Genomic DNA, 20,018 nt, shown 5'->3' with positions numbered 1-20,018 from the left:
ATAATTGACGTCCGAATGTATAAAAAACTACGTCATTCTTTTGAAGAAACTAGTGCAGCTATATCGATAGCAACGATTAAATACAGAATCTTAATCTGGCGCAATTACTTTCTGATGATTACTAGCATTTAACCCTAAACACCATACTCTGATCCAACTTTGGAAAGTACGATTTTATTCGCCAGCTAGTGCATGCAGCTTATTATGAAAAACTTAGGTTATTTATATAAAATTTACTCATGATAGAAGTACTAACTCCGGGAAACTGTTACTTAATGTTCGGTCATAAAAAGGAGTTATCATGTACACCAAGGCTGGTATTTACGTCGCTCTATCTTTATTTGTTGCCACAAATTCTTTGGCTGAAGCAAATAGTACATCACTGTATCAGTAGGGTAGCGCTAACAGTGCCACTACTGACCAAAGCGATATTACTAGTATTCACTACCAGATTGACGATAGCAACCAGGGAAGTTCACTACAAAACTCCATTACGAACAGCCATTTTAACTATATCCAGTTAGGCCATCAAAATAACGCCCAAAGTGTTCAAATTGACTCTGAAAATGCTTCTATTTCTGTCTATTAAAAAAGCACAGAAAATTCTGCCACTAGTTCACAAGGTAATATTATCAATGGAGAAATGCAATTTCATCAGATAGGACTTAGTAACAAACCAACAATAATAGATTTAAACAGTGGCTCTAATAATAGTACAATTTCTGCTCAAAACGGTGATACCAATCAAAACCAGGTGTTTATTAGCACGACAAACTCGGCAATAGACTATATCAAGAAAGTTGGTGCGGACAACCAGGTTTTTCTAATTCACAGTATTAGTGATAATGACAAAGTAGAGATTATACAAGCTGGGGCCAGGCAGACTATCGATATTAGTCTTATCTCTACAGCTAATAATGAGGTCATTATTAATCAACTCGGCAGTAGTAATATTAAAACAGTGAATTTGGGCGGCACAAGTAGCGAACTGCAACTACTGCATGAGGGATATATTAATAGTTTAAACGTCACTTAGAGTGGAGAAGAGACTCACCTCTACACTCACCAAATAGGTAGCGATCATGGGCTCAGTCTAACCCAGAGTGGGAGACAAAATACTGTCGAACTCTCCCCAATTGGTAGCAATAACTTTATACAAATGATGCAAACTGGGGGTTAATAGCAGTGCTGACATACTACGAATAGGTGGTGACAACAGCGCAAACTACCAGCAGCAATAACCTAGCCCTTTCAAGGTTGTCTCGAAAGCTGTGCTGATCAGTGAGCTGATGTGATCATCAGGGCGCAACCTCCCTATATTCTTGTCAATCTATAAAATATAGATCAGCCCAGTACGTAGTCAGTCAAAACACAAACTCGACTTTATTCCTAACTTTGCCAAACTAAATTCTCATAGCTACATACCAATTCATCGACAAAAATTAAAGTAGCCTTTGATTGATCTGACGCTATAAATCAAATGGCTAACAACCCAACCTATGGCTTTAAACCATATCATCGTGTAGTAGAGTGATATTTTTTATGTACTAGCCTCCACTTAAGATTCCCAATCATTATTGACCGCACATAATTTTTCGTAGAAACACGAAAAACACTCTGCCTTTATATGGATGTTAAAGGCAGAGTATATGCTTACCACCCAAAGTCCAAATTGGTAAAGGAGTTATCCAATGAAGACCTATTCCCTTATAGCCACGGCCTTATCCTTTATGATCAGTGGGATTTCCTATGCGGAAAATACTGTCATCCAGAACCAGATGGGTACAGATAATAACGCGACAGCTGATCAAAGTGATCCGACCGTATTTGATAACCTTATTGTGCAAACACAAATTGGTGATAACAACGACGCTGATGCCAGTCAAACTAATGGCAATGTCAGCGGCGCCATTTATCAAACACAGCAGGGAGATAATAATAGTGTCACCTCGACACAAGATGCCACAACCAGCACTACGGCATCAGCACTCCAGGTCGGGGATAACAATATCGTTTTAGCCAGTCAGGAAACCGCTTCAAACGGTAGCAGTGAAATCCTCCAGAATGGTGACACTAACTTTGCCAGCTCTGAACAAACCTCCTCAGATTCTGATTCTATTTCAATCAGCCAGTATGGCGATCAAAACCTGGCTACTAGTACTCAGGATACGAGTTCCAGCAATATTGTAGTCATTACCCAATCCGGTGACTTAAATATTTCAACTACATTGCAAAACACAGCAAGCTCTGGTAACAGCGCTACCACAATTCAATTCGGGCAACAAAATGCTGCTGGGATATCTCACCTTAACTCCTTTACCAATTCGGACTTGATAAGTCAGGTTGGTGATTTCAACAATGCCTCAATTAACAGAAACACCTCAAGTTCCGATAGTGCTATCGTAGTACAGTCCGGAGACTCCAATTTTGCCAGTGCTACTAGTTTTGATACTGCAGACAATATATTATCCATCTACCAATATGGGGATAATCAATCAGCGGTTGCCACACAAAGTAGTGCTTTTGAAAGTAACATTTATATTAGCCAAAGTGATGACAATAATATGGCTTTGGCAACACAATCAGGAGCCAGTGACAACATTGAAATTTATCAGTCAGGCTCATCCAATATGGCTACAGCCTTACAGGCGTCGACTGACAATAGCTCCAATATTATTTCCCAGGACGGTACACAAAACAATGCTACTGTCACACAAAGTGGTTCATCGGATACATCCTCTGTTGAACAAATTGGAAATATGAATATGGTTTCAGCCAGCCAAACAGCCTTTAGTGGCTCCCTAGATATCATTCAAGATGGTGACGAGAACGATATTATTTCCACTCAAGATGGAGATATGGAAACTGCGTCAGTCCTACAGGCAGGCGATTTAAATACTGTTGAGCTAGCCCAGAGTGGTATGCAAAATAACGCCACCCTATCACAGGATGGCAGCAGTAATTTTCTTTCTGTTACTCAAACCGGCTTTAATGACACAATTAGTGTTACCCAACTAGGTGACGGGAATAGTGCGACCTTTATCCAATAGTTTCCTCCCAATGGATAAAGGCTACACCAAGCCTTTTCAAGTACCCTTATGTTTTTATGTAAGGAGCTACTTCAAATAACTTCCAGAAGTGCCTTCATTAGAGATTTTGCAGTTAAGGAGTATTTATGAAAATCTCAAGTTTAGCGCTAACTCACCTTGCATTAGCTATTAGCTGTACTGCAGTTGCTGACAATAATTTTGTAATCCAGGATCAGATTGGAATTGGCAATACTGCCACAGCCAATAATGCTCAAACAGATGTTAACAACAGCACAATTATTCAAACCCAAATCGGTTTCAATAATAGTGCAGACGCCTTACAAATTGACGGTACATTCCTTAGTACTATTATTCAACTCCAAATTGGGGATGCCAATGATAGTGAAACGGCCCAGGAGAATACGACCAGCAGCGAGATAAATTCTCGACAGCTAGGGGCCAGTAACAGCGTTAATGCCGGTCAAGGGACTGTTACCGACAGCATACTCGCCGTTAACCAGTTTGGCACATCGAACACTGCCAATTCACAGCAGGTGGTAGCTGACGCAATTTTTTCACTGGCTACACAGGTAGGTACACAGAACTCTGCTGTGATCTACCAGGAAAACCTAAATTCTGGATCTGGTACTTTACAGCAATTCGGAAGTTTAAATACTGGGAATATACTCCAGCTTGCTAGTGGTAACCCCAACGCATCCCTACTACAAATAGGTCTTCAAAATACGGCCAGGGTTGACCAACTGAGTGTCACTGATTCTTTTACCTTCATTAGCCAGATTGGAGAAAATAATGATGCCCAAATCAATCAAATAGATGCCGCAGCAGATAACGCCCAGATAGTTCAGGCTGGAGCAGAAAACTCAGCAGAGGCGACACAAGATATCAGCAATTTTAATACTGTTTTTATCGCTCAGGTCGGCACACTGAATACAGCCACAACCAACCAGAATATTTCAGAGAATGGTACTTTAATTGTAACCCAAGCGGGTTCGGCAAATAGTGTCGAAGCAGATCAGAATACCGATCTTAGCAGCGCACTTATTATTCAAGCCGGAGACCAAAACTCAACAGCTACAGATCAGGTGGGGGCTGATGTAAATCTGACAGTTACCCAGTTCGGCTCTAGCAATTCAGTCACTCTCCAGCAGGACGGCGCTCTCCTCGATGCGACAACAGCACAATTTGGCACAACCAATGAAGCCGTAATTGCTCAGAGTGGTTTAGGTAACACACTAACATTGTTACAAATCGGCGATGGGCACTATAAGGAAATATCACAAACCGGAGTAGACCAGTCATCCTTTACTGTTCAAATAGGCAGCTCAAACTTTGTCAGTGTTATGCAATAGTTTTAACACTGAGAGGCTTCAAACAGGGGCAGTATTAACTCTGGTACTAATAAAAAAGTGACCTGGCTGCGGGGGAGAACCAGGTCACTGAAAGGGTTTGGGTGGGGGCTATTCGGCCCCCTGGTTTTTAGTCTTGGTAATCGATGGTCATATCAAAGTTGCCCTCAACACACTTGGCATAGTCGCCCTCATCCAGTGCTGAGTAGGCAGTCTGGTAATTCACCAACTGACATGCGTAGCTCTCATTATTTGGGGTATCTGCAGACCATCCCCAATCTTTATCCCAGTAAATATCCAGGGATGCTGCACCACCAGTCTGGAACTGCCCCATATTGGCACAACCGAGTTCTTCATCTGCCGGAATTTCTACACCGAAGTATTCCGCTGTGCTCTGGTAGTACTCGATCCGATACTGTGAGCGGTAGTCTTCAGTACCAGAACTACATTCGATCGCACCATTAATAATATTGGTGGTAACACCGAATCCAGCAGTCAGGTTATTGGCCAGATCCACACTGTTCGGTTCCCAGGTGCCATCGATTATGTGCAGGATACTTGGCTTTGGTGGCTGTGGATAAACGAAGAAGAAGATGGAGCTTGCCAGATTCAACCAGGTATCCGCTACCAATTCCGGGGCTTCCAGCAGGGTGTAAATATCGCCATACATCGCTTGGGAGAAGGGACCGTAGTTATAGTTCCAGCTCAACTGCTTGGCGCCGCGGCCGAAGTAACTCTTGTAGCCACCATCACTATTGATCGCACAGGGCCATGCTTCTGCTGCCCAGCTGCTGCTGGCATCACAGGCGCCGTAGCCACCGGAAGTATCTTCAGTCCAGCCAATTTCCCGCAACCAGTATAGGCCTTGGCGCCATTCCGGAACTTCCCAACCTGTTGCGTGGGCACCGGTTTCCTGGGCGTAGTGTGCAAACATGACAGCCATCGACTTGCGACAGATCGCTTCGGCATCGCGGCCATCGGTATAGTCACCACAGAAAGCTGGGAACTTGGCTACGGCTCGGAGGAAATTGGTGTAGGTGTACTCTTCCGCTCTGAGGGCGAAAAGGTAATCCCAGTCTTCTTCAGACAGGATACTCTCAACGCGGAGGACATTTTCGGGGTTTGCACTGCGGCCAGGTTGTACCGCCTCAACCACAGCGTTGTCCCGGGTTTCGACAGTATCCTTTACTTCCTGAAGCAGGGAATCACTGCTGGTAATCGACTCTTCCGCAGCTTCCAGTTCACTGATGCCCATCACATAGCCATCGGCTGCGGCACAGCCATCCTGGCTAATGGAGACCTCGTCCACATCACTGGCTTGAGTGGAGTCAGAAGCCGTCAGCTGGAAGGTATAGGTTACATCGCTGTATACCTCAGACAGGGTCACAGAGGTGGCGCTGCCGGTATAGTTGGTCATCTTAACAACCGGGCCACTGGTTTGGCTCCAGATATAAGAGATGCCGCTGCCGCCGGTACTGCCTGAGCCATCCAGATTAACCGTTCCACTACAGCCTACATTGATACTTGAGGCCGAGATAATTGCGGTTACTGAGCTTTCAGAACCATCGGTATTATCATCATCGTCGTCTTCATCGGTATCGTCCACCGCGAGGTTTTGCACGGTTATCTGTGCTTCTTCAGTAGTGTCACCATCACTGACGATCAGGCTAAAGACATAGCTCACATCAAAGGTGCTTGAAGGTAGGGCAACAGTGGTAGATGCGCTGGTCGCAGAGGCAATATCTGCTTCAGGTGAGGACGGGGATAATTGGGCCCAGCTGTAAGATAAGTTGCCGTCGCCACCGGAGGCACTGGCATCAAGTGTTACAGTGCCACCACCGGTAATTTGTGACTGCGACACTGAAGCACTGATCGTAATGGGAGTGCTGTCAGAATTATCGTTGCCATCGCCGCTGTTGTCGTTATCGTCGTTGCCACTGCCGCTATCATCGCCACCGGTGCCGGTGTCATCATCGGAGCCGCCATCACTGGAGCAACCATCCGCCTCCTTAAGAAGCCAAGGGGAACCCCAGGTATTTTCAGCCGTTAATGCATCGGTGGGGTGGTCGTCACCATTAGCCCACCACTGGGCAACAAATAGGTCGCCGTCGTAACAAACTTCTTCGCCTTTGCGATAGTTTTGACCGGAAATATAAGTATCGGAGTCATCGGAGCCACCAGTGCCACCACCACTGCCGGAACCTGTATCATCATTGTTACCAGAATCCGTATCTCCGTTATTTCCGGTACCGGTATCAGTATCATCATCAGAATCGGTGTTATCACCATCACCGGAATTGGAGTCATCGCCACCATCGGTATCGCATACACCTGACTCTTCCAAGATCCAGGGGGAGTCCCAGCGGTTTTCTGCTGTCAGGGCATCCGAGGGAATTTGAGAAGCTGTTGCCCACCATTGAGCTTTATACAAGTTTCCCCCGTAGCAAACCTGGCTGCCACCGGAATAACTCTGCCCCGCAACGTAGTCGTCGGCGGGTTGTGCCGCACTCAAACCTTGAGCGCCCAGCATCAGCGCCGATGCTATGGCTGTGCGAATAAAAATATGGCTCATAGAATCTCCAATTGTCGTTTTTAGGGTTCTATTTAAAAACGCAGTTTTATGCGATGAGGCAACCACCGAACTGCCAGGTATTACTTGTAAAAATAGAGATTAAGAGCTCGTGTGAATGATCTGTAACGGATAGCGTTTGCGATTTGAGCAGTAGACAATTATGAAATTGTTTATGCGATCAAAGTCATTGAACTCAGCGAAGGGCAACATCCCCTCTCCCGTTATTATTCACTCGATTAAATGCAGCTGCCTTTGCGCCCCTTAAAAACCTTTACAAATACTTACTTTATTTTTGTACGCTGTTCATATAACCCCATACGTACACAGCAAATTCGATAAACCCCAGGGGGAATGGTTCCAGACATACAGAAAATATTTCGTGACCACCTAGACATAGATGATGTGCGCAAGTGGGCAAGTATTATTAAACGAGGAATTAATTACAAAAAATACAGCACAAGGGATTTATAAGCCTAAAATGTATCTTTAATTGGCAAATTATCCTAACCGATCGACCGGGAAGTATATGAACAGGGAAGAGATAGTTGCGACCCAATGTTACTTTGAGAACTTCTGTAGCCGCCTCCGTCATTATTACTGAAATAATGCACTTATTTTATGGGTAAATGAGAATAATCTCCCAATATCACTGTGACCCACAGTCAGCAAATAATAAACTCAATAAGTACCAACCTTCTAAAAAGTGACTTTATTCTCAAGTTTAAAGTACTTATATCCCATGGCATTCCCCCCACTTCATACGACACTTAAGTCGGCAATATCAGTAGTAATAAGCCGAAACTAGCAACCCTTCACCTTATCGACAGTATCAACTCATCGCCATAAGCCTCAAACAAATATGTATTTTGATTAGCTCAATATTGGGAGTTTTCTGTGAAGCAGCACCATATCCTTTTTGCGGTCATACTTCTTTTGCCAAGTATGGCTATTCGCGCCGACAGTAATACTTCCAATGTGGAACAGACCGGTGATGGAAATCTGGCAGTCACCGATCAAACCGACCCCTCCGTTGAAAATAACCTGATAGATCAGTCGCAGACAGGTAATACCAATTCAGCTGAAGCCATACAAACTGTAAACTCTTCATTTAGCTCGATAATTCAAACACAAACCGGCAACAGCAATGATGCCTCTTCCAGCCAGGAGGAAAGCAACTCCACAATGATGTTGATACAACAGGTTGGTGATAACCAAATTGCATTGAGCACCCATTTTCTCGCAGAAAATACTATCGGGGAGATTTACCAGGAAGGGCAATTGAACGATGCTGAGATGTTCCAAACTGACTCACTCAATGATACCGGCTACCTATTTCAATCAGGACAAAGCAATATAGGCTTTGTTCGCGCCACCAGTGGTGAATTCCATACAGGGTCATTATTACAAACAGGAACCTCAAATGACGGTGTCCTTATACAACTGCGTGGTGCCTTCTACACGGCAACAGTTACACAAAACGGTGTAGGAAACGAGGCGACAAGCGCACAGAATTTTGGCGAATCCATTATGAATGAGATAACCCAGAGCGGCGATGGCAATAATGCGACTGTGTTACAGATATTCATTGAAAATAGCTATGCCCAATCAAGTCAAATTGGATCAGACAATATTTTAAATACCCGACAAGAGGGAGAGTTTATGGATATAAGCACGACACAGATCGGTATGACTAATGAGATTACAGCAAATCAGGGTGGCTCTTTGAGTTTTACTACAGCTCAGCAAAATGGGCTGGATAATTTTATGGAAATTTCACAAGATGAGATGAATGGAAATATCACCGCTAATCAGGCGGGTAACGGGAATACCGGAATGATATTTCAGTAGTAATAGTAGGAGTAAACCGGGGGAACACTCACTTTCCGTTGACTTACAGAGAGCTTAATGTGCCCCCCCAAATACAAAGGGAAATACTTTAAGGGCTTTTGTGCCTGAGATTATTTTCTTTACACTTCCTCTCTGGCATACCTGCTACCTAATGGCCAACAAAAATTATACACTGATAGGTTCAAAACTTGGTGAAAACACTCTAAGTCGACCCTCACGCTTCTCCTCGCTAAAGTCACAACTGGTCAACCTAAACATCAATACATATTCGGAAAGGCAATGAGTATCGTGAATATCCCCTGGTAAGAACGCACTACAGTCACCGGGCTTCATTTGATAGCAGCCCCGGCTCACCAGTTGTTCACCGTCGTCTTGATTGAGCAAACCATAGGTAGACATCTCCACTTCACCATGTTGCACCGCGTAAAATACCCAGCCATTGCCATGATTATGTGGTGGACGATAGAGCCCACGAGGCTCAACATGAGCCAGTAAGATAAAACCCTTATCTTCATCCCGGTATAACTCTACACTGGGTTCTTGGCGACTGTGTAGATCAGCCAACCATGCTTCATCAGGATTTGATGCCGCCAATTTTCCCAGGGCTTCTCGACATCTCACAATTGATGAAGTATCAAGTCCCTGCCAATTCGCTTTAAGTGCTTCAACACACTGTCTCAAAGAATTCGTCACTGATTGGTCCTCCTAAAGCTCTCTCGATATCTTGTTGAAAATTACTGCGAATCCACAAATTCAAGATACAACTTGAAGCCAGCTTTAAGTCAACCAGATCTGTGCCTGTATTTTTAGCTATTTAAGTCGTGGGTGAAGTGTAAAAGCGTTGGCCTGGAAAATAGGAATAAATCAGGAAATAGAGATGGGTATTAATAGCTCCAGCAGCTATTAATACCCGCGAGTGCTCACTAAAACGAAGCACTCGCTAATGGGTTTACTTTATAGCTCTGGAGGTAATCGTTAATTTTGCGTTTTGGAAGCAAGCTTGCTGGCAAGAATAGACACGATCTGTATTGTTAATGCGGTTAATAAGAACACTGATGCCAGGCGATAAACGGCATTGAGACCATCCGCTATCTGCGACGGGCTCATGTCTTGCAGGGGCTGGCTGGGTACAAGCCCTACAAAAATCACACTCATCACTGAAGCTCCGGTCAATAAACCCAAACCTCGTGAAAGGCTGAGAAACCCGGAAATACGCCCACGAACTTCGGCCCGGGCGCTATTCATGGTCATGGTATTAACTGTCGACAGGTAAGTTCCGTAACCCATTGCCATAGTGACGGAAAAAACCAGATAGCCTACCAAGCCCTGCTCCACCCTGAGCAGCCCCATTCCCATGGCTCCACAAAGCAAAATTAACAGACCCAGTAATACGATACCCCGACTATTGAATCGATCCACGGCTCGACCGGCAAGATTTGAACAAGCAGCCACCATAAATGAACCGGTTGTCATCACCAGCCCTGCGATAAAAAGGTCCAGATCCAGTGCCAGGGTCAAATAAAAAGGCCCTACAATCAGGCTACTCATTACCGATGAAGCCACCAAAAAGTTTCCAGCCACATTCGCCAAGAATGTCTGCTTTCCAGAAGACTCCGTAAATCCTTCACGCAGGGGTTGCACTTTCTGCCTGAAATAAAACAACCCCACACCAAATATCACCGATAGAGCGATAGCAATGCCATTAACTGCGGAATATCCCTCTCCCAATGGTTTAATTGCCAGGGTATAAAAAACAATGCTAAAGAACAGGAATGCCGCAGCCATGTAACGTTTGAATCGACTTCTGCCATCAACAACTTCGCCGACTATGTTTTCCGGCACAGTTCGATATGCCAGGAAAAACACCCCCAATCCCACCGGCACCACCAGCCAAAAGATGGCCTGCCAATTCAGATTTTCGACAATCAAGCCGCCCACGATAGGGCCCATACCAGTCCCAACCGCAGACAGACTGCCCAGTAATCCAATTATCTTTCCCGTTTCACTTTTATCGAAAACGTCGCTGGCAATAGCCATAGACACAGCCACGAACATCGCGGCACCGACCCCTTGTATTGCGCGGAAAAAAACCAGGGTCCAAACATTAAAAGACAGCGCGCAAAGTAATGTCGATAAGGTGAATATCAATCCGCCACTTAGGAACAATTTCCTGCGACCCAGCTTGTCGCTGAGACTGCCGGCAATAGGCAGGGTCGCAGTCATACACATCATGTAGGCCACGGTAATCCACTGAGTATTACTGAAGGAAGCTCCTAAGCTTTCGATTAATACAGGCAGCGCCATATTAATTGCGCTGACTCCCAAGGCTGCGAGCAAGGTCGCCAAGCACAAGGTGACCAGGACTCCTCTTTTGGAAACCTGAGCAGCCTCTTGGGAAATTGGATCTTCGGAATAACTTTTCGCGGTGTGCATAAGCTGAACTTTGACTTGCCAGTAATGACGCGTGAAACTAGCATACAACTTCAAGTGAGCTTGAGGTCAATAAGCGATGAATAACAGGGAAGAACTGGATATACGCGAAGTCTCCAAACTGTCGGGACTCCCCTCTTCCACACTTCGGTATTATGAGGAAAAAGGCCTGATAAAGTCATGTGGTCGTCGGGGAATTACCCGGATTTTTAAAGCCACAGTGATAGAACAGTTGTCCCTTATCTCCCTTGGCCGCTACGCCGGTTTTTCCCTGGATGAAATTGGCGAGATGTTTTCCTCTAGTGGCAACCCCGCTATCGACAGGGAGCAGCTCCTCGCCAGGGCCGACGATCTGGAAAAGAATATCCGCCGACTCGAAGCTATGCGCGATGGGCTACGCCATGTGGCCAACTGTCCCGAGGTCAATCAGCTGGAGTGCCCCAACTTCCAAAACCTGATCAGGAAAGCGACCAAGTTACAGCATAAGGAAGACAGGAAACAGAAGCGACGCTGACAGAATAGCAGCGAATAAAGTCAGGAGACACTAAACTCTGTCATCATTCCCGAGTCCTCGTGTTCCAAAACATGGCAGTGCGCCATATAGGGCATATCCGGCATCGCCGGCAGCGGGAAACGAACAAATATTTCCGCTTTGCCGCCATCGGATATGGGCATCGTATCTTTCCAGCCACGCATATAGAGTGGCGGTTCTGCATTATTGTATTTCGTGACTCGAAACTGGCAGCCATGGATATGTACCGGGTGTAGCATTCGGTCCTGTCCTTCTGAGATCTCCCAGCGCAGGTCCTTATTCCTCGCGACCTTAAATCCAGGCTCGGTAAATGCAAAGGAAACCCCATTAATCGCATTCGCAGTTAGCTGCTCTTTTAACGGCAATGCCGGCCCCTCAGTAATCAGCTTCAATACCTTAGCCACCACTTCGGGGTTGGTCGTACCGGCGGCAACCATCTGCGGTAGCCCCGTTGCACCAATCACTGCTTGCGCCTGATTCTGTCGGTTCATTTGCATCACCAGCTTCTGACTGATTGGTGGCAGGTTTGGGGGAATTGTCGGCAGGGATACCAGGCTCTCCGGCAACTGTCCTTTTCCCTCAGATGTTCCAGGCACCACACTGAGAAAACTGTGGGCCTGATCAAATGGCGGCAGGCGCATTATTGGCTGGGGCACTGGCAGTGTTTGGAAGTCGAAAGGCTTGCCATCGCGGGTGTCGATCATTACTTCGTAGCGCTCTCCCGCAGCAATAGGCAGTACATCCACTTTCACTGGTTCCGAGAGAAAACCGCCATCGCTGGCGATCACGTAGAGTGGACGCTTGTCACTGGTGGCAAGCCGATAGTTGCGTCCGTTGGAGCCATCCAAAATACGAAAGCGCACCCAGCCTTTAGGTGGCCTGACCACCGGATTAATAACGCCATTAACCAGAAGTCGATCCCCACAATAGCCCGCCGCAACCGTCACTTCGTTAAAGCGATGGAAGAACTGACCATCATCGGTAAAGCGGCGATCCTGAATCACTAACGGAATATCGTCCACACCCCACCGCGAAGGTATCGGCAGTGCATCGCTTTCTTCATCATCGATAATAATCAATCCCGCCAGGCCTTTGAGTACCAACTCGGCGGTTGTCGGGTAGAGGTGGGGATGAAACCATAAGGTGGCGGCGGGCTGGATTATGTTCCAATCTACGGTCCAGGTTTCTCCAGGCTTCAATGGCATATAGGGGCCACCATCGGCATTGCCGGGTACGATCAGTCCATGCCAATGCGCGGTTACATTTTGCGGCAGATGATTGACCACGCTGACGGTTACTTTCTCGCCCTTGCGCACCCGTATCGCCGGACCTAAAAACGGACCATTGAACCCATAAGTACGTGTAGTCACCCCCGGTAGGAAAGACTGCTTGCCCGGGCGCGCTGCCAATTTAATCCGGCCTTGCCTATCTGCACGCAACTCCGGGGGAATTGGTAAAGCCTGACGGCGACCCTTCTGTGCCTGGGCAGCTTTGGATGTCGACACCCCTGTTAGCAAGGCCGCCCCCAATGCGCCAGTGGCAAAACAAAATTCCCGTCGCGACAATTGAGCCATTGGCTCACCTCCCTATGCGCCATAGTTTCAAGTGTCTAGGGCACTGGTCATTTTTATCCCCAGAAATCTTAGACGGCTTATTCCCATGGCCCAGTAGTATATTGCGACAACTGTGCACTCAATACAGAGTGGTACCCCGGTGCACAACTCCGTGATCCACAGCTCTTGTGTTCTAAGCGAACTCGGTTAACCTTGCCCACGAAAAGTTAGTAGCGAAAATAAGAAGAGTAATCCCTATGCCGTTTCTTATTCTATCCATCCTTATTCAGGCAGCTTTTGTAATTCACGTGCTCAAAACCGGGCGCAACACCACTTGGATTTGGGTTCTAGTGATGCTGCCCATGGCCGGAGTTATTGCTTACCTGGTCCTGGAAATCCTGCCGGAATTAAACCAGTCACGCAGTGCCAAAAATGCGCGCAGGACGGTACGGGAAACACTAAATCCCAATCGGGATATCCATCAGGCTGCACAAGAGTTGTCCCGTTCCAATAATGTGGAAAACTCTATGCGCATGGCCGATGAATGCGTGAAGCGCGGCCTTTATCACGAGGCAAAAACTCTCTATGAAAAGTGCCTTCAGGGGATTCATCAGGATGACCCTGAGCTGATGTTTGGGTTGGCTCGCTGTCAGTTTGCTCTCAATCTGTTTGAATCGACCAAAGAGACACTGGATCAATTAATCGAAAAGAACCCCGAATTTAAAAATCAGGATGCTCACTTGCTTTACGCTCGTACACTGGCGGCATTGAAGCAAGTCAAAGAGGCCTACCACGAGTATGAAACGCTGTACCAATACTACAGCGGACCAGAAGCGACTTTTTACTTTGCCTTATTCTTGAAAGATCAATCCCAGGTGGAAAAGGCCAATGTCTTGTTCAATGAAATCCTCGATAAATCCAAAACACTGGGCAAGCACTACAAAGCGACTCATAAGCAGCTGTTAAAGCAGGCAAAACTGGAAGTATCCTGAACCAATCGCAACATTCGGCTCAATGGTAAAAAGGCTCCCAATATGATTTTGGCGGTAGATGTAGATTACCGGGACCCCGGAGCAATGGTAGCCGGGGTCGGCTTTGAGGATTGGTCAGCTCCTGACCCCGAGCAACTATATCTCAGTCAAATAGAGAGTACCTTGGCCTATGAGCCCGGTGCTTTCTACAAGCGAGAACTCCCCTGTATCCTCACCCTAATCGAGGAGCACAGGATAGAAGCAGAACTGATTGTTATCGATGGTTATGTATTTCTCGGAGGGGAACAAAAACCGGGTCTGGGTGCCCATCTCTACTCTGCTCTCCAGCAGGAAGTTCCCATCATCGGTGTCGCCAAGAAACCGTTTAAGGACACCCCTGTTGAGGCGGAACTGCTGCGGGGAAAAAGTGTAAAACCGCTGTATATCAGCAGCCTCGGTCTCCCTTTGCCGGAAGCCAAAAAATTGGTGAAAAAGATGCATGGAGACCACCGTATCCCCACTTTATTGAAACGCGTGGACCGCGAGTGTCGAAAGTCCCCACGATAATTCTCGAGAAAATGAAAGGCAGTTATCGCCGCCATTTCCCAGTCACACCCCTGGGACTTTCTTCCTACATTTTCAATACTTATTTCTCATATCCTACCCCTTCGATGCCAGCAATAATTTTTCTATTCGGCGGGAAATAGCTACTGAAAGTAAAAGCTACCTGGCATCCGTTTATCCCATAGGGATAATTTGGCGCTTAGATAGACGGCTAGCAGTAGCTAAGATCCCATACTGATGTATTCGGCTCGTAGTTTTTGATGTCTACTTGTGAAGTGCGAGTGGACGATATCCATTAGCAGCCCCGAATGGGCTCCTTGGAAGTTTTGTAGTAAAGGAGTTACTCATGAAGTTATGCGCCAGTATTGCGACACTCGCACTGGTTGCCTTTAGCGGCAATGCGCTGGGCACCAACTCTACTGACTTGGAACAAATCGGTTCAGGTAACACAGCAAATTCCGATCAAACTGAAGCGGGTTTCGGCAATACTATTATCAAACGCCAAATAGGTGATACTAATACCGCTACCGCCACTCAAAGTGGCGGTGTTATTAACAGTAGTATTCAGAGTTCCCAGATCGGCAGTCAAAACGAGACCACGATATCTCAATCCGGTGGTGCTTCTCTAAGCGCAACCAATACACAAATCGGATCGCAAAATACTTCCGAGATCACCCAAGAACTCTCTCTCGACAGCCAGGTCTCTATTCTGCAACTCGGTACCTCCAACGCTTCCACTATCGAACAGCGCTTTGGCAGCGGTAATACCATTACCAATATCCAGGACGGAGACAGTCACTTTTTTATTGGTCGCCAGGAAGCCAGTGCTAACGGCAGCATTTTTGTATTCCAGGACGGCGAAAGGCAAAGTGCCGTGGTAGAGGAAACCGCAGGCAATATAGGCAGTTCCGTTTTAATCTTTCAGTTTGATCGGGACGACTTCGCCACCGCCAGCCTGGTTGCCACAATCGATGGCACCTTGGACATACTGCAGGATGGCAGCGATATCTATGGCGGGCTCGCACAATTTGCCAGTGTCAGCAGCAGTATGACCTTACGGCAAACAAACAATCGCCACTTCGCCTTTGCGACCCAAGTAGACAGTCTGTTCAATGACCTTCTGATTATCCAAAGGCTCGGCGATGCCAATATCACCTCGATTACCCAAACCGGTGCCTTTAATACCCTTGAGTTGCGCCAAAATGGTGGGGGCAACAACGCGGCTTTAGAACAATCCGCACTGAGTAGCAGTATCGATATACGCCAGACCGGTACCACCAACCAGATTACGGGTTCCCAGCTGGGTGCCGAATTCAACTCCATGAACAGCGAACAGTTCCTGATTGATAATGTGGTTGTTATTAATCAAGGCGGCTTCCTGATCAGCGCGACCAATGAACAAACCGGGTTGCAGAATGTTGCCAATATCGAGCAGGCAGGAACAGAGGTAGATATATTCACCCGTCAGTTGGGTTTCGATAACCGGGCAACGTTCGAACAGGCTGGTGAGTCTCTTTCAATAAGCTCCCGACAATTTGGCGATAGTAATAACATCACCATCACCCAGAGCGGTGACTCCAACTCAGCCTTTAGCCTGCAAATTGGTAACAATCACACCAAGGAAATTACCCAGACAGGTTCTAATGGTCGCGCTTTTAACTTCCAGATCGGCGGTGAGAGTAATACCGGCGTAATCATCCAATAATTTTAGCCAAAATTCAGAAGCCCCCGGTAATACACCGCGGGGCTTTCGATTGCGGTCGCTACAGGAAAAAGAAGAAGGGAAAAGTCGTTGTGCAGCCCCGCGAGAGCGGGGAACAACTAGGATGCACTCCGACAACTTCTCCATCGTCGGTTTATCCCCGAGCATTCAGGGAACACCTTGCGCAGAGCACAAAGGCCATGCCTTATCCGGTTTACCCCTGTACAAACAGGGAACAGTCGCGCAAAAGGAGCGCGATCATAGCACACCCCCATTGCATCCCCGAGCTTTCGGGGAAACATTTTCAGAGCTAATCTTCGTACGCTATCGGCTACGGTCCAGCCCCGCCCAGCGGGGGAACAAACTCAGGCGTCGGCACAACCCAACCCCACACTCGGTTTACCCCCGCAGCAGCGGGGAATAGCCGGAATAATTACCGTGCAGCTTTGACGATTTTCCACGGTTTAACCCCGCCTGGGCGGGGAACAGCCTCAGTTAAGATCGCCTTATTGCGCAATTACCGGTGCAACTCCGCTTATGCGGAGAACCTATTCGGAAAGGAGTGTATAACAGGATACCCTCCGGTTTAGCCCCGTATATACGGGGAACAGTTTGAAGCTGGCTTGACCATCATCTCACCGGTCGATTTATCTCCGCTGATGCGGGGAACTCTCTAAGTCTGCCTATTTGCTATCCGCTAAAGCCTTAGTAGTGTTGCCGGCACTTTTGAATTCCAGCCCTCGCTCTCAAACACTTCCAGCTGTATAACAACTCTATTTATCCCAATCAGATTCGGCGGATTAACATCAATCCACAGCCAAACGCTTTGGCCGGTCCCATACCCGCAAAAATATTTCTTATAAATAATTCGGGTTCAGTAACCAAAAGCTCTCCCCGGTAATCCACGGAGCTGAAACCTGCACCGCGCTGCTTTTTATGTAACAAATTCCAGCGATAGCCATTGCAGTGTAGCTTTGGTGGGTAAATATCAAATCCGAGGCGTGCCCCCCGGTGAATTAACCAGCTGCGGGCGGCAGTTTGGCTGATATCCTGTAACCGGGTTTCAATCTGCCCCTGGTCAAACTGCTCCGGCTTTTCCTGCACCAAGCTCTGCTTCAGCTGCCCTTTGCCACCTTCAACAGGTAAACCATGCAATTCGCACTGCTCCCTCAACCAATGGTATTGGGCATCCATCAGCACATCGTGCCGCTTGCCGCGCTTTTGCCCTTCAGTTTTACGAGCAACTGTAGGGTTCGCCCGCAGGCGGAAGGCCAGCCGATCGCCGGGGTTTAAGCGGGGCTCGAAGATTTTAGTCTCTACCAAAAATATCGGATTGTCCTGCGCAGGCCGGACTTTAGACAGCAGGTAATACACCGGTAGATTGCGTTTGCTAAGCAGCTGTTCCCGCGAGGATTCCTCACGAAATAAAAAACGCTCATCACCATCAAAAAGATCCCACAAGATTTGATGAATACCGTAGCTGTTTTCGCTGAGCAACCGTGCCAGCTGCTTCTGCACCGCCAGCGAGGGAGATAGTTGAACTCTGGATAAATACATAGCCGCTCCCTTATGACTGCCAGAGATTTTCAATACGCGGCTGGAACTGCCAGCGCTTGCGAGATAGGGGCTGATCGAGACGGCTAAGCCGCTGTACAGATCCTGCTGAAAACACTCCATCTTCCGCAGAGAAATCATCCAAGCTACCCTCCCAGTAGTAACGACAACTCTCTTCAGTGGGCAACCAGCGCTCCTGCCGGGCCCATTCCGGTTGGTAATCCAGCAACTCCGGGGATTCATAATGATCCAGGGCGCTGCGGAAATTATCCGCACCAATCACCCGTGCGGCAGTGGGGGCTGAAAGGGGAAATGCCTTGCGCCCCAGGTAGAGGTGATACTTTGGCCGGGCCAGGGCTTCACACAGCTCCGCCAGAGACCAGTTAGCCTCTTCACAGGATCTAAGGGCCACTATCGCCTGCGCATCCACCAGATACTCCCTGCGAGATAACAGGGTTCCCAGACGCGCTTTCCCTACAACCAGCTCATCCCGGCGCGTATGGTAGCGGCGCTTGCCAGCGGAATCTGGGACCTGTACCGTGTGGAAATCCTTAAGCAAAGTACCGACATTCAGCACCTTTACCGCCTGGCGATATTGCCGGGCCAGGTTCTGATGTAAATCCTCTCGCTCCCGGGGTATCCCCAGTGCCGCACCAAATAGTCCCGCAATAGCGGATTTACCCGGATAGTGTGCGCTGTGGCGGGATTCCCCCACAGCCACTTCCCCCCAGGAAGCCAAGGCACCGTAAAGACGAAATACTAGGTATTCCATAGCGCCACCTATTCGCTGACAAAGGCCAAAAGTTCCTCGATATTACCTTCGCCAGTTACGGCATTGAGAATATAGCGGCTATCAGCACAATCCCCGTACACCTTATCGAAACTCTGCAATTGCTTTTGCAGTGCATCAATAGCGTCATGGGCGTAATCCTCGCTATAGCGATCAACCGGCTTCAGGTAGGCCGCAGAGAGAGAGCGCGGTTGCTGGCCACCGGCTTCGGCCACGACATATGAGGCATAGGCACGGCTGGCATAGCTGTTTTGTTTACCGCTGGGAGAAACTTTAAGGATTGTCTCAGTCAGCGCAGCTACAGCTCGATTGGCCAGGGGTTTATTCCCGCCCAGGTTTTCAATTAGCAGCTCTTTGTTAATGCAGATATAAGAATAAAATAATCCCGCAGCAAAACCCGCCTCTCCCAAGTGAGCGGCACCGGCATCCTCGCTGCGATCATTCAGGTCGTCTACCGCAGTAAAATAATCATCTTCAATCACTACAGAGTGAGCCGAGAGTGCATGGGCCACCTGGCACGCCGCTTCAACGTTATAGGTGGGCTTGGAAGCGAGCATACGGCCAAACAAGGCGATATCCACCGCCATGTTTTCCTTACGCAATAAATCCAACTCCGCCTTCTCCGGCTCCCGCCCCTCTTCTGCCAAGGTTTTCAGTAATGCATTGATCCCGTTTTGCTCAGCACTACTGAGGTGAACCAATTGCTCGATTTCCAAATCGGCCAGAGGGTTATCTTTTTCCGGCTTTTTTAACTTACCGAATTGCTCGGCAATTTTCTGTGCCCACAATTTGGCCTTTTTTTCAGAGACACCCAGATCCAATAAAGTCTCATAGGCCAGTACCCCTTGACGCTTGGTTCTGGTGCCAATTAGGCTATCCCCCTGCTCCGTAGCCAATACCTGCTGGAACAACTCTGACGTTCGCCAGTGACGCTTAAGGCTCTGGGAAGAGATTCGCAGGCGATCACAACCTCCCATCTTCGCTGTTTTTGGCCGCCCCAAGTCATCCCGGTTCAGGTTCGCAGGGGGATAGGCGGTCAATACATGCAATTGAATAAAGCGGCTCATAAATCTCTCCTTGTTGCGACCGTCAGGCCATCACATTAC

The 20,018-nt window shown here is 47.6% G+C and carries 16 protein-coding genes; 9 read left to right on the top strand and 7 right to left on the bottom strand.

All coding sequences use genetic code 11. The features are described from left to right. Window positions 1-643: 643 nt before the first annotated feature. The 4 genes from ACJJIR_RS03580 to ACJJIR_RS03565 all read left to right on the top strand — a co-directional run bounded on the left by ACJJIR_RS03580 (window position 644) and on the right by ACJJIR_RS03565 (window position 4,399). Window positions 644-1,036, top strand: coding sequence for a hypothetical protein (locus ACJJIR_RS03580; protein WP_444907364.1), 393 nt, complete (start codon window positions 644-646; stop codon window positions 1,034-1,036). Between the two features lie 33 nt (window positions 1,037-1,069). After that, the gene (locus tag ACJJIR_RS03575; RefSeq protein WP_413665889.1) at window positions 1,070-1,180 is read left to right on the top strand and encodes a hypothetical protein; all 111 of its coding nucleotides are present in this window, start codon (window positions 1,070-1,072) and stop codon (window positions 1,178-1,180) included. A 511-nt stretch (window positions 1,181-1,691) separates the two neighbouring features. Continuing rightward, window positions 1,692-3,050 (top strand): hypothetical protein, encoded by a 1,359-nt coding sequence (locus ACJJIR_RS03570; protein WP_444907363.1) that lies wholly within the window; start codon window positions 1,692-1,694, stop codon window positions 3,048-3,050. 125 nt (window positions 3,051-3,175) lie between these two features. Further along, window positions 3,176-4,399 carry a hypothetical protein gene (locus ACJJIR_RS03565; RefSeq protein ID WP_444907362.1) on the top strand — a complete coding sequence of 408 codons (1,224 nt, stop codon included), beginning with the start codon at window positions 3,176-3,178 and terminating at the stop codon, window positions 4,397-4,399. Window positions 4,400-4,526: 127 nt separating this feature from the next. Here ACJJIR_RS03565 and ACJJIR_RS03560 read toward each other — a convergent pair whose 3' ends face one another. Beyond that, the gene (locus tag ACJJIR_RS03560; protein ID WP_444907361.1) at window positions 4,527-6,968 is read right to left on the bottom strand and encodes a glycoside hydrolase family 19 protein; all 2,442 of its coding nucleotides are present in this window, start codon (window positions 6,966-6,968) and stop codon (window positions 4,527-4,529) included. Window positions 6,969-7,862: 894 nt separating this feature from the next. Between ACJJIR_RS03560 and ACJJIR_RS03555 the strand changes: the two genes are divergently transcribed. Then, a complete protein-coding gene (locus tag ACJJIR_RS03555; protein WP_444907360.1) occupies window positions 7,863-8,816 on the top strand; it encodes a hypothetical protein in 954 nt (317 codons plus the stop codon). Between the two features lie 165 nt (window positions 8,817-8,981). Here ACJJIR_RS03555 and ACJJIR_RS03550 read toward each other — a convergent pair whose 3' ends face one another. Beyond that, window positions 8,982-9,509 carry a hypothetical protein gene (locus tag ACJJIR_RS03550; RefSeq protein WP_444907359.1) on the bottom strand — a complete coding sequence of 176 codons (528 nt, stop codon included), beginning with the start codon at window positions 9,507-9,509 and terminating at the stop codon, window positions 8,982-8,984. A 282-nt stretch (window positions 9,510-9,791) separates the two neighbouring features. Beyond that, the gene (locus ACJJIR_RS03545) at window positions 9,792-11,297 is read right to left on the bottom strand and encodes an MFS transporter (RefSeq protein ID WP_444908400.1); all 1,506 of its coding nucleotides are present in this window, start codon (window positions 11,295-11,297) and stop codon (window positions 9,792-9,794) included. Window positions 11,298-11,325: 28 nt separating this feature from the next. Here ACJJIR_RS03545 and ACJJIR_RS03540 point away from each other — a divergent pair, with 28 nt between their 5' ends. Next, window positions 11,326-11,760: a helix-turn-helix domain-containing protein gene (locus ACJJIR_RS03540; RefSeq protein ID WP_444907358.1), complete on the top strand. Its 435-nt coding sequence runs from the start codon at window positions 11,326-11,328 to the stop codon at window positions 11,758-11,760. Between the two features lie 20 nt (window positions 11,761-11,780). Here the strand turns inward: ACJJIR_RS03540 and cueO are convergent, their stop codons facing one another. Beyond that, the gene (gene cueO, locus ACJJIR_RS03535; protein ID WP_444907357.1) at window positions 11,781-13,352 is read right to left on the bottom strand and encodes a multicopper oxidase CueO; all 1,572 of its coding nucleotides are present in this window, start codon (window positions 13,350-13,352) and stop codon (window positions 11,781-11,783) included. Between the two features lie 236 nt (window positions 13,353-13,588). On the opposite strand from cueO, the gene ACJJIR_RS03530 reads away from it, so the two are divergent. From ACJJIR_RS03530 to ACJJIR_RS03520, 3 genes are all read left to right on the top strand, one after another. Then, window positions 13,589-14,323 carry a tetratricopeptide repeat protein gene (locus tag ACJJIR_RS03530; RefSeq protein ID WP_444907356.1) on the top strand — a complete coding sequence of 245 codons (735 nt, stop codon included), beginning with the start codon at window positions 13,589-13,591 and terminating at the stop codon, window positions 14,321-14,323. Between the two features lie 42 nt (window positions 14,324-14,365). Further along, the gene (locus ACJJIR_RS03525; protein ID WP_444907355.1) at window positions 14,366-14,869 is read left to right on the top strand and encodes an endonuclease V; all 504 of its coding nucleotides are present in this window, start codon (window positions 14,366-14,368) and stop codon (window positions 14,867-14,869) included. A gap of 343 nt (window positions 14,870-15,212) precedes the next feature. Beyond that, window positions 15,213-16,571: a hypothetical protein gene (locus ACJJIR_RS03520; protein WP_444907354.1), complete on the top strand. Its 1,359-nt coding sequence runs from the start codon at window positions 15,213-15,215 to the stop codon at window positions 16,569-16,571. A 783-nt stretch (window positions 16,572-17,354) separates the two neighbouring features. On the opposite strand, the gene cas6e is transcribed toward ACJJIR_RS03520, so the two are convergent. The 3 genes from cas6e to cas7e are packed head-to-tail and all read right to left on the bottom strand — an operon-like array spanning window position 17,355 to window position 19,979. Continuing rightward, window positions 17,355-18,125, bottom strand: a complete 771-nt coding sequence (cas6e, locus tag ACJJIR_RS03515; RefSeq protein WP_444907353.1) for a type I-E CRISPR-associated protein Cas6/Cse3/CasE — start codon at window positions 18,123-18,125, stop codon at window positions 17,355-17,357. Between the two features lie 10 nt (window positions 18,126-18,135). Then, the gene (gene cas5e, locus ACJJIR_RS03510) at window positions 18,136-18,894 is read right to left on the bottom strand and encodes a type I-E CRISPR-associated protein Cas5/CasD (protein WP_444907352.1); all 759 of its coding nucleotides are present in this window, start codon (window positions 18,892-18,894) and stop codon (window positions 18,136-18,138) included. 8 nt (window positions 18,895-18,902) lie between these two features. Further along, window positions 18,903-19,979, bottom strand: coding sequence for a type I-E CRISPR-associated protein Cas7/Cse4/CasC (gene cas7e, locus ACJJIR_RS03505; protein ID WP_444907351.1), 1,077 nt, complete (start codon window positions 19,977-19,979; stop codon window positions 18,903-18,905). Window positions 19,980-20,018: the final 39 nt, after the last annotated feature.

The organism is Microbulbifer maximicatervae (SeqCode), assembly GCF_052467385.1.
Note: the sequence above shows the minus strand (reverse complement) of the source record. Positions and strands in the feature narration are given on the sequence as shown.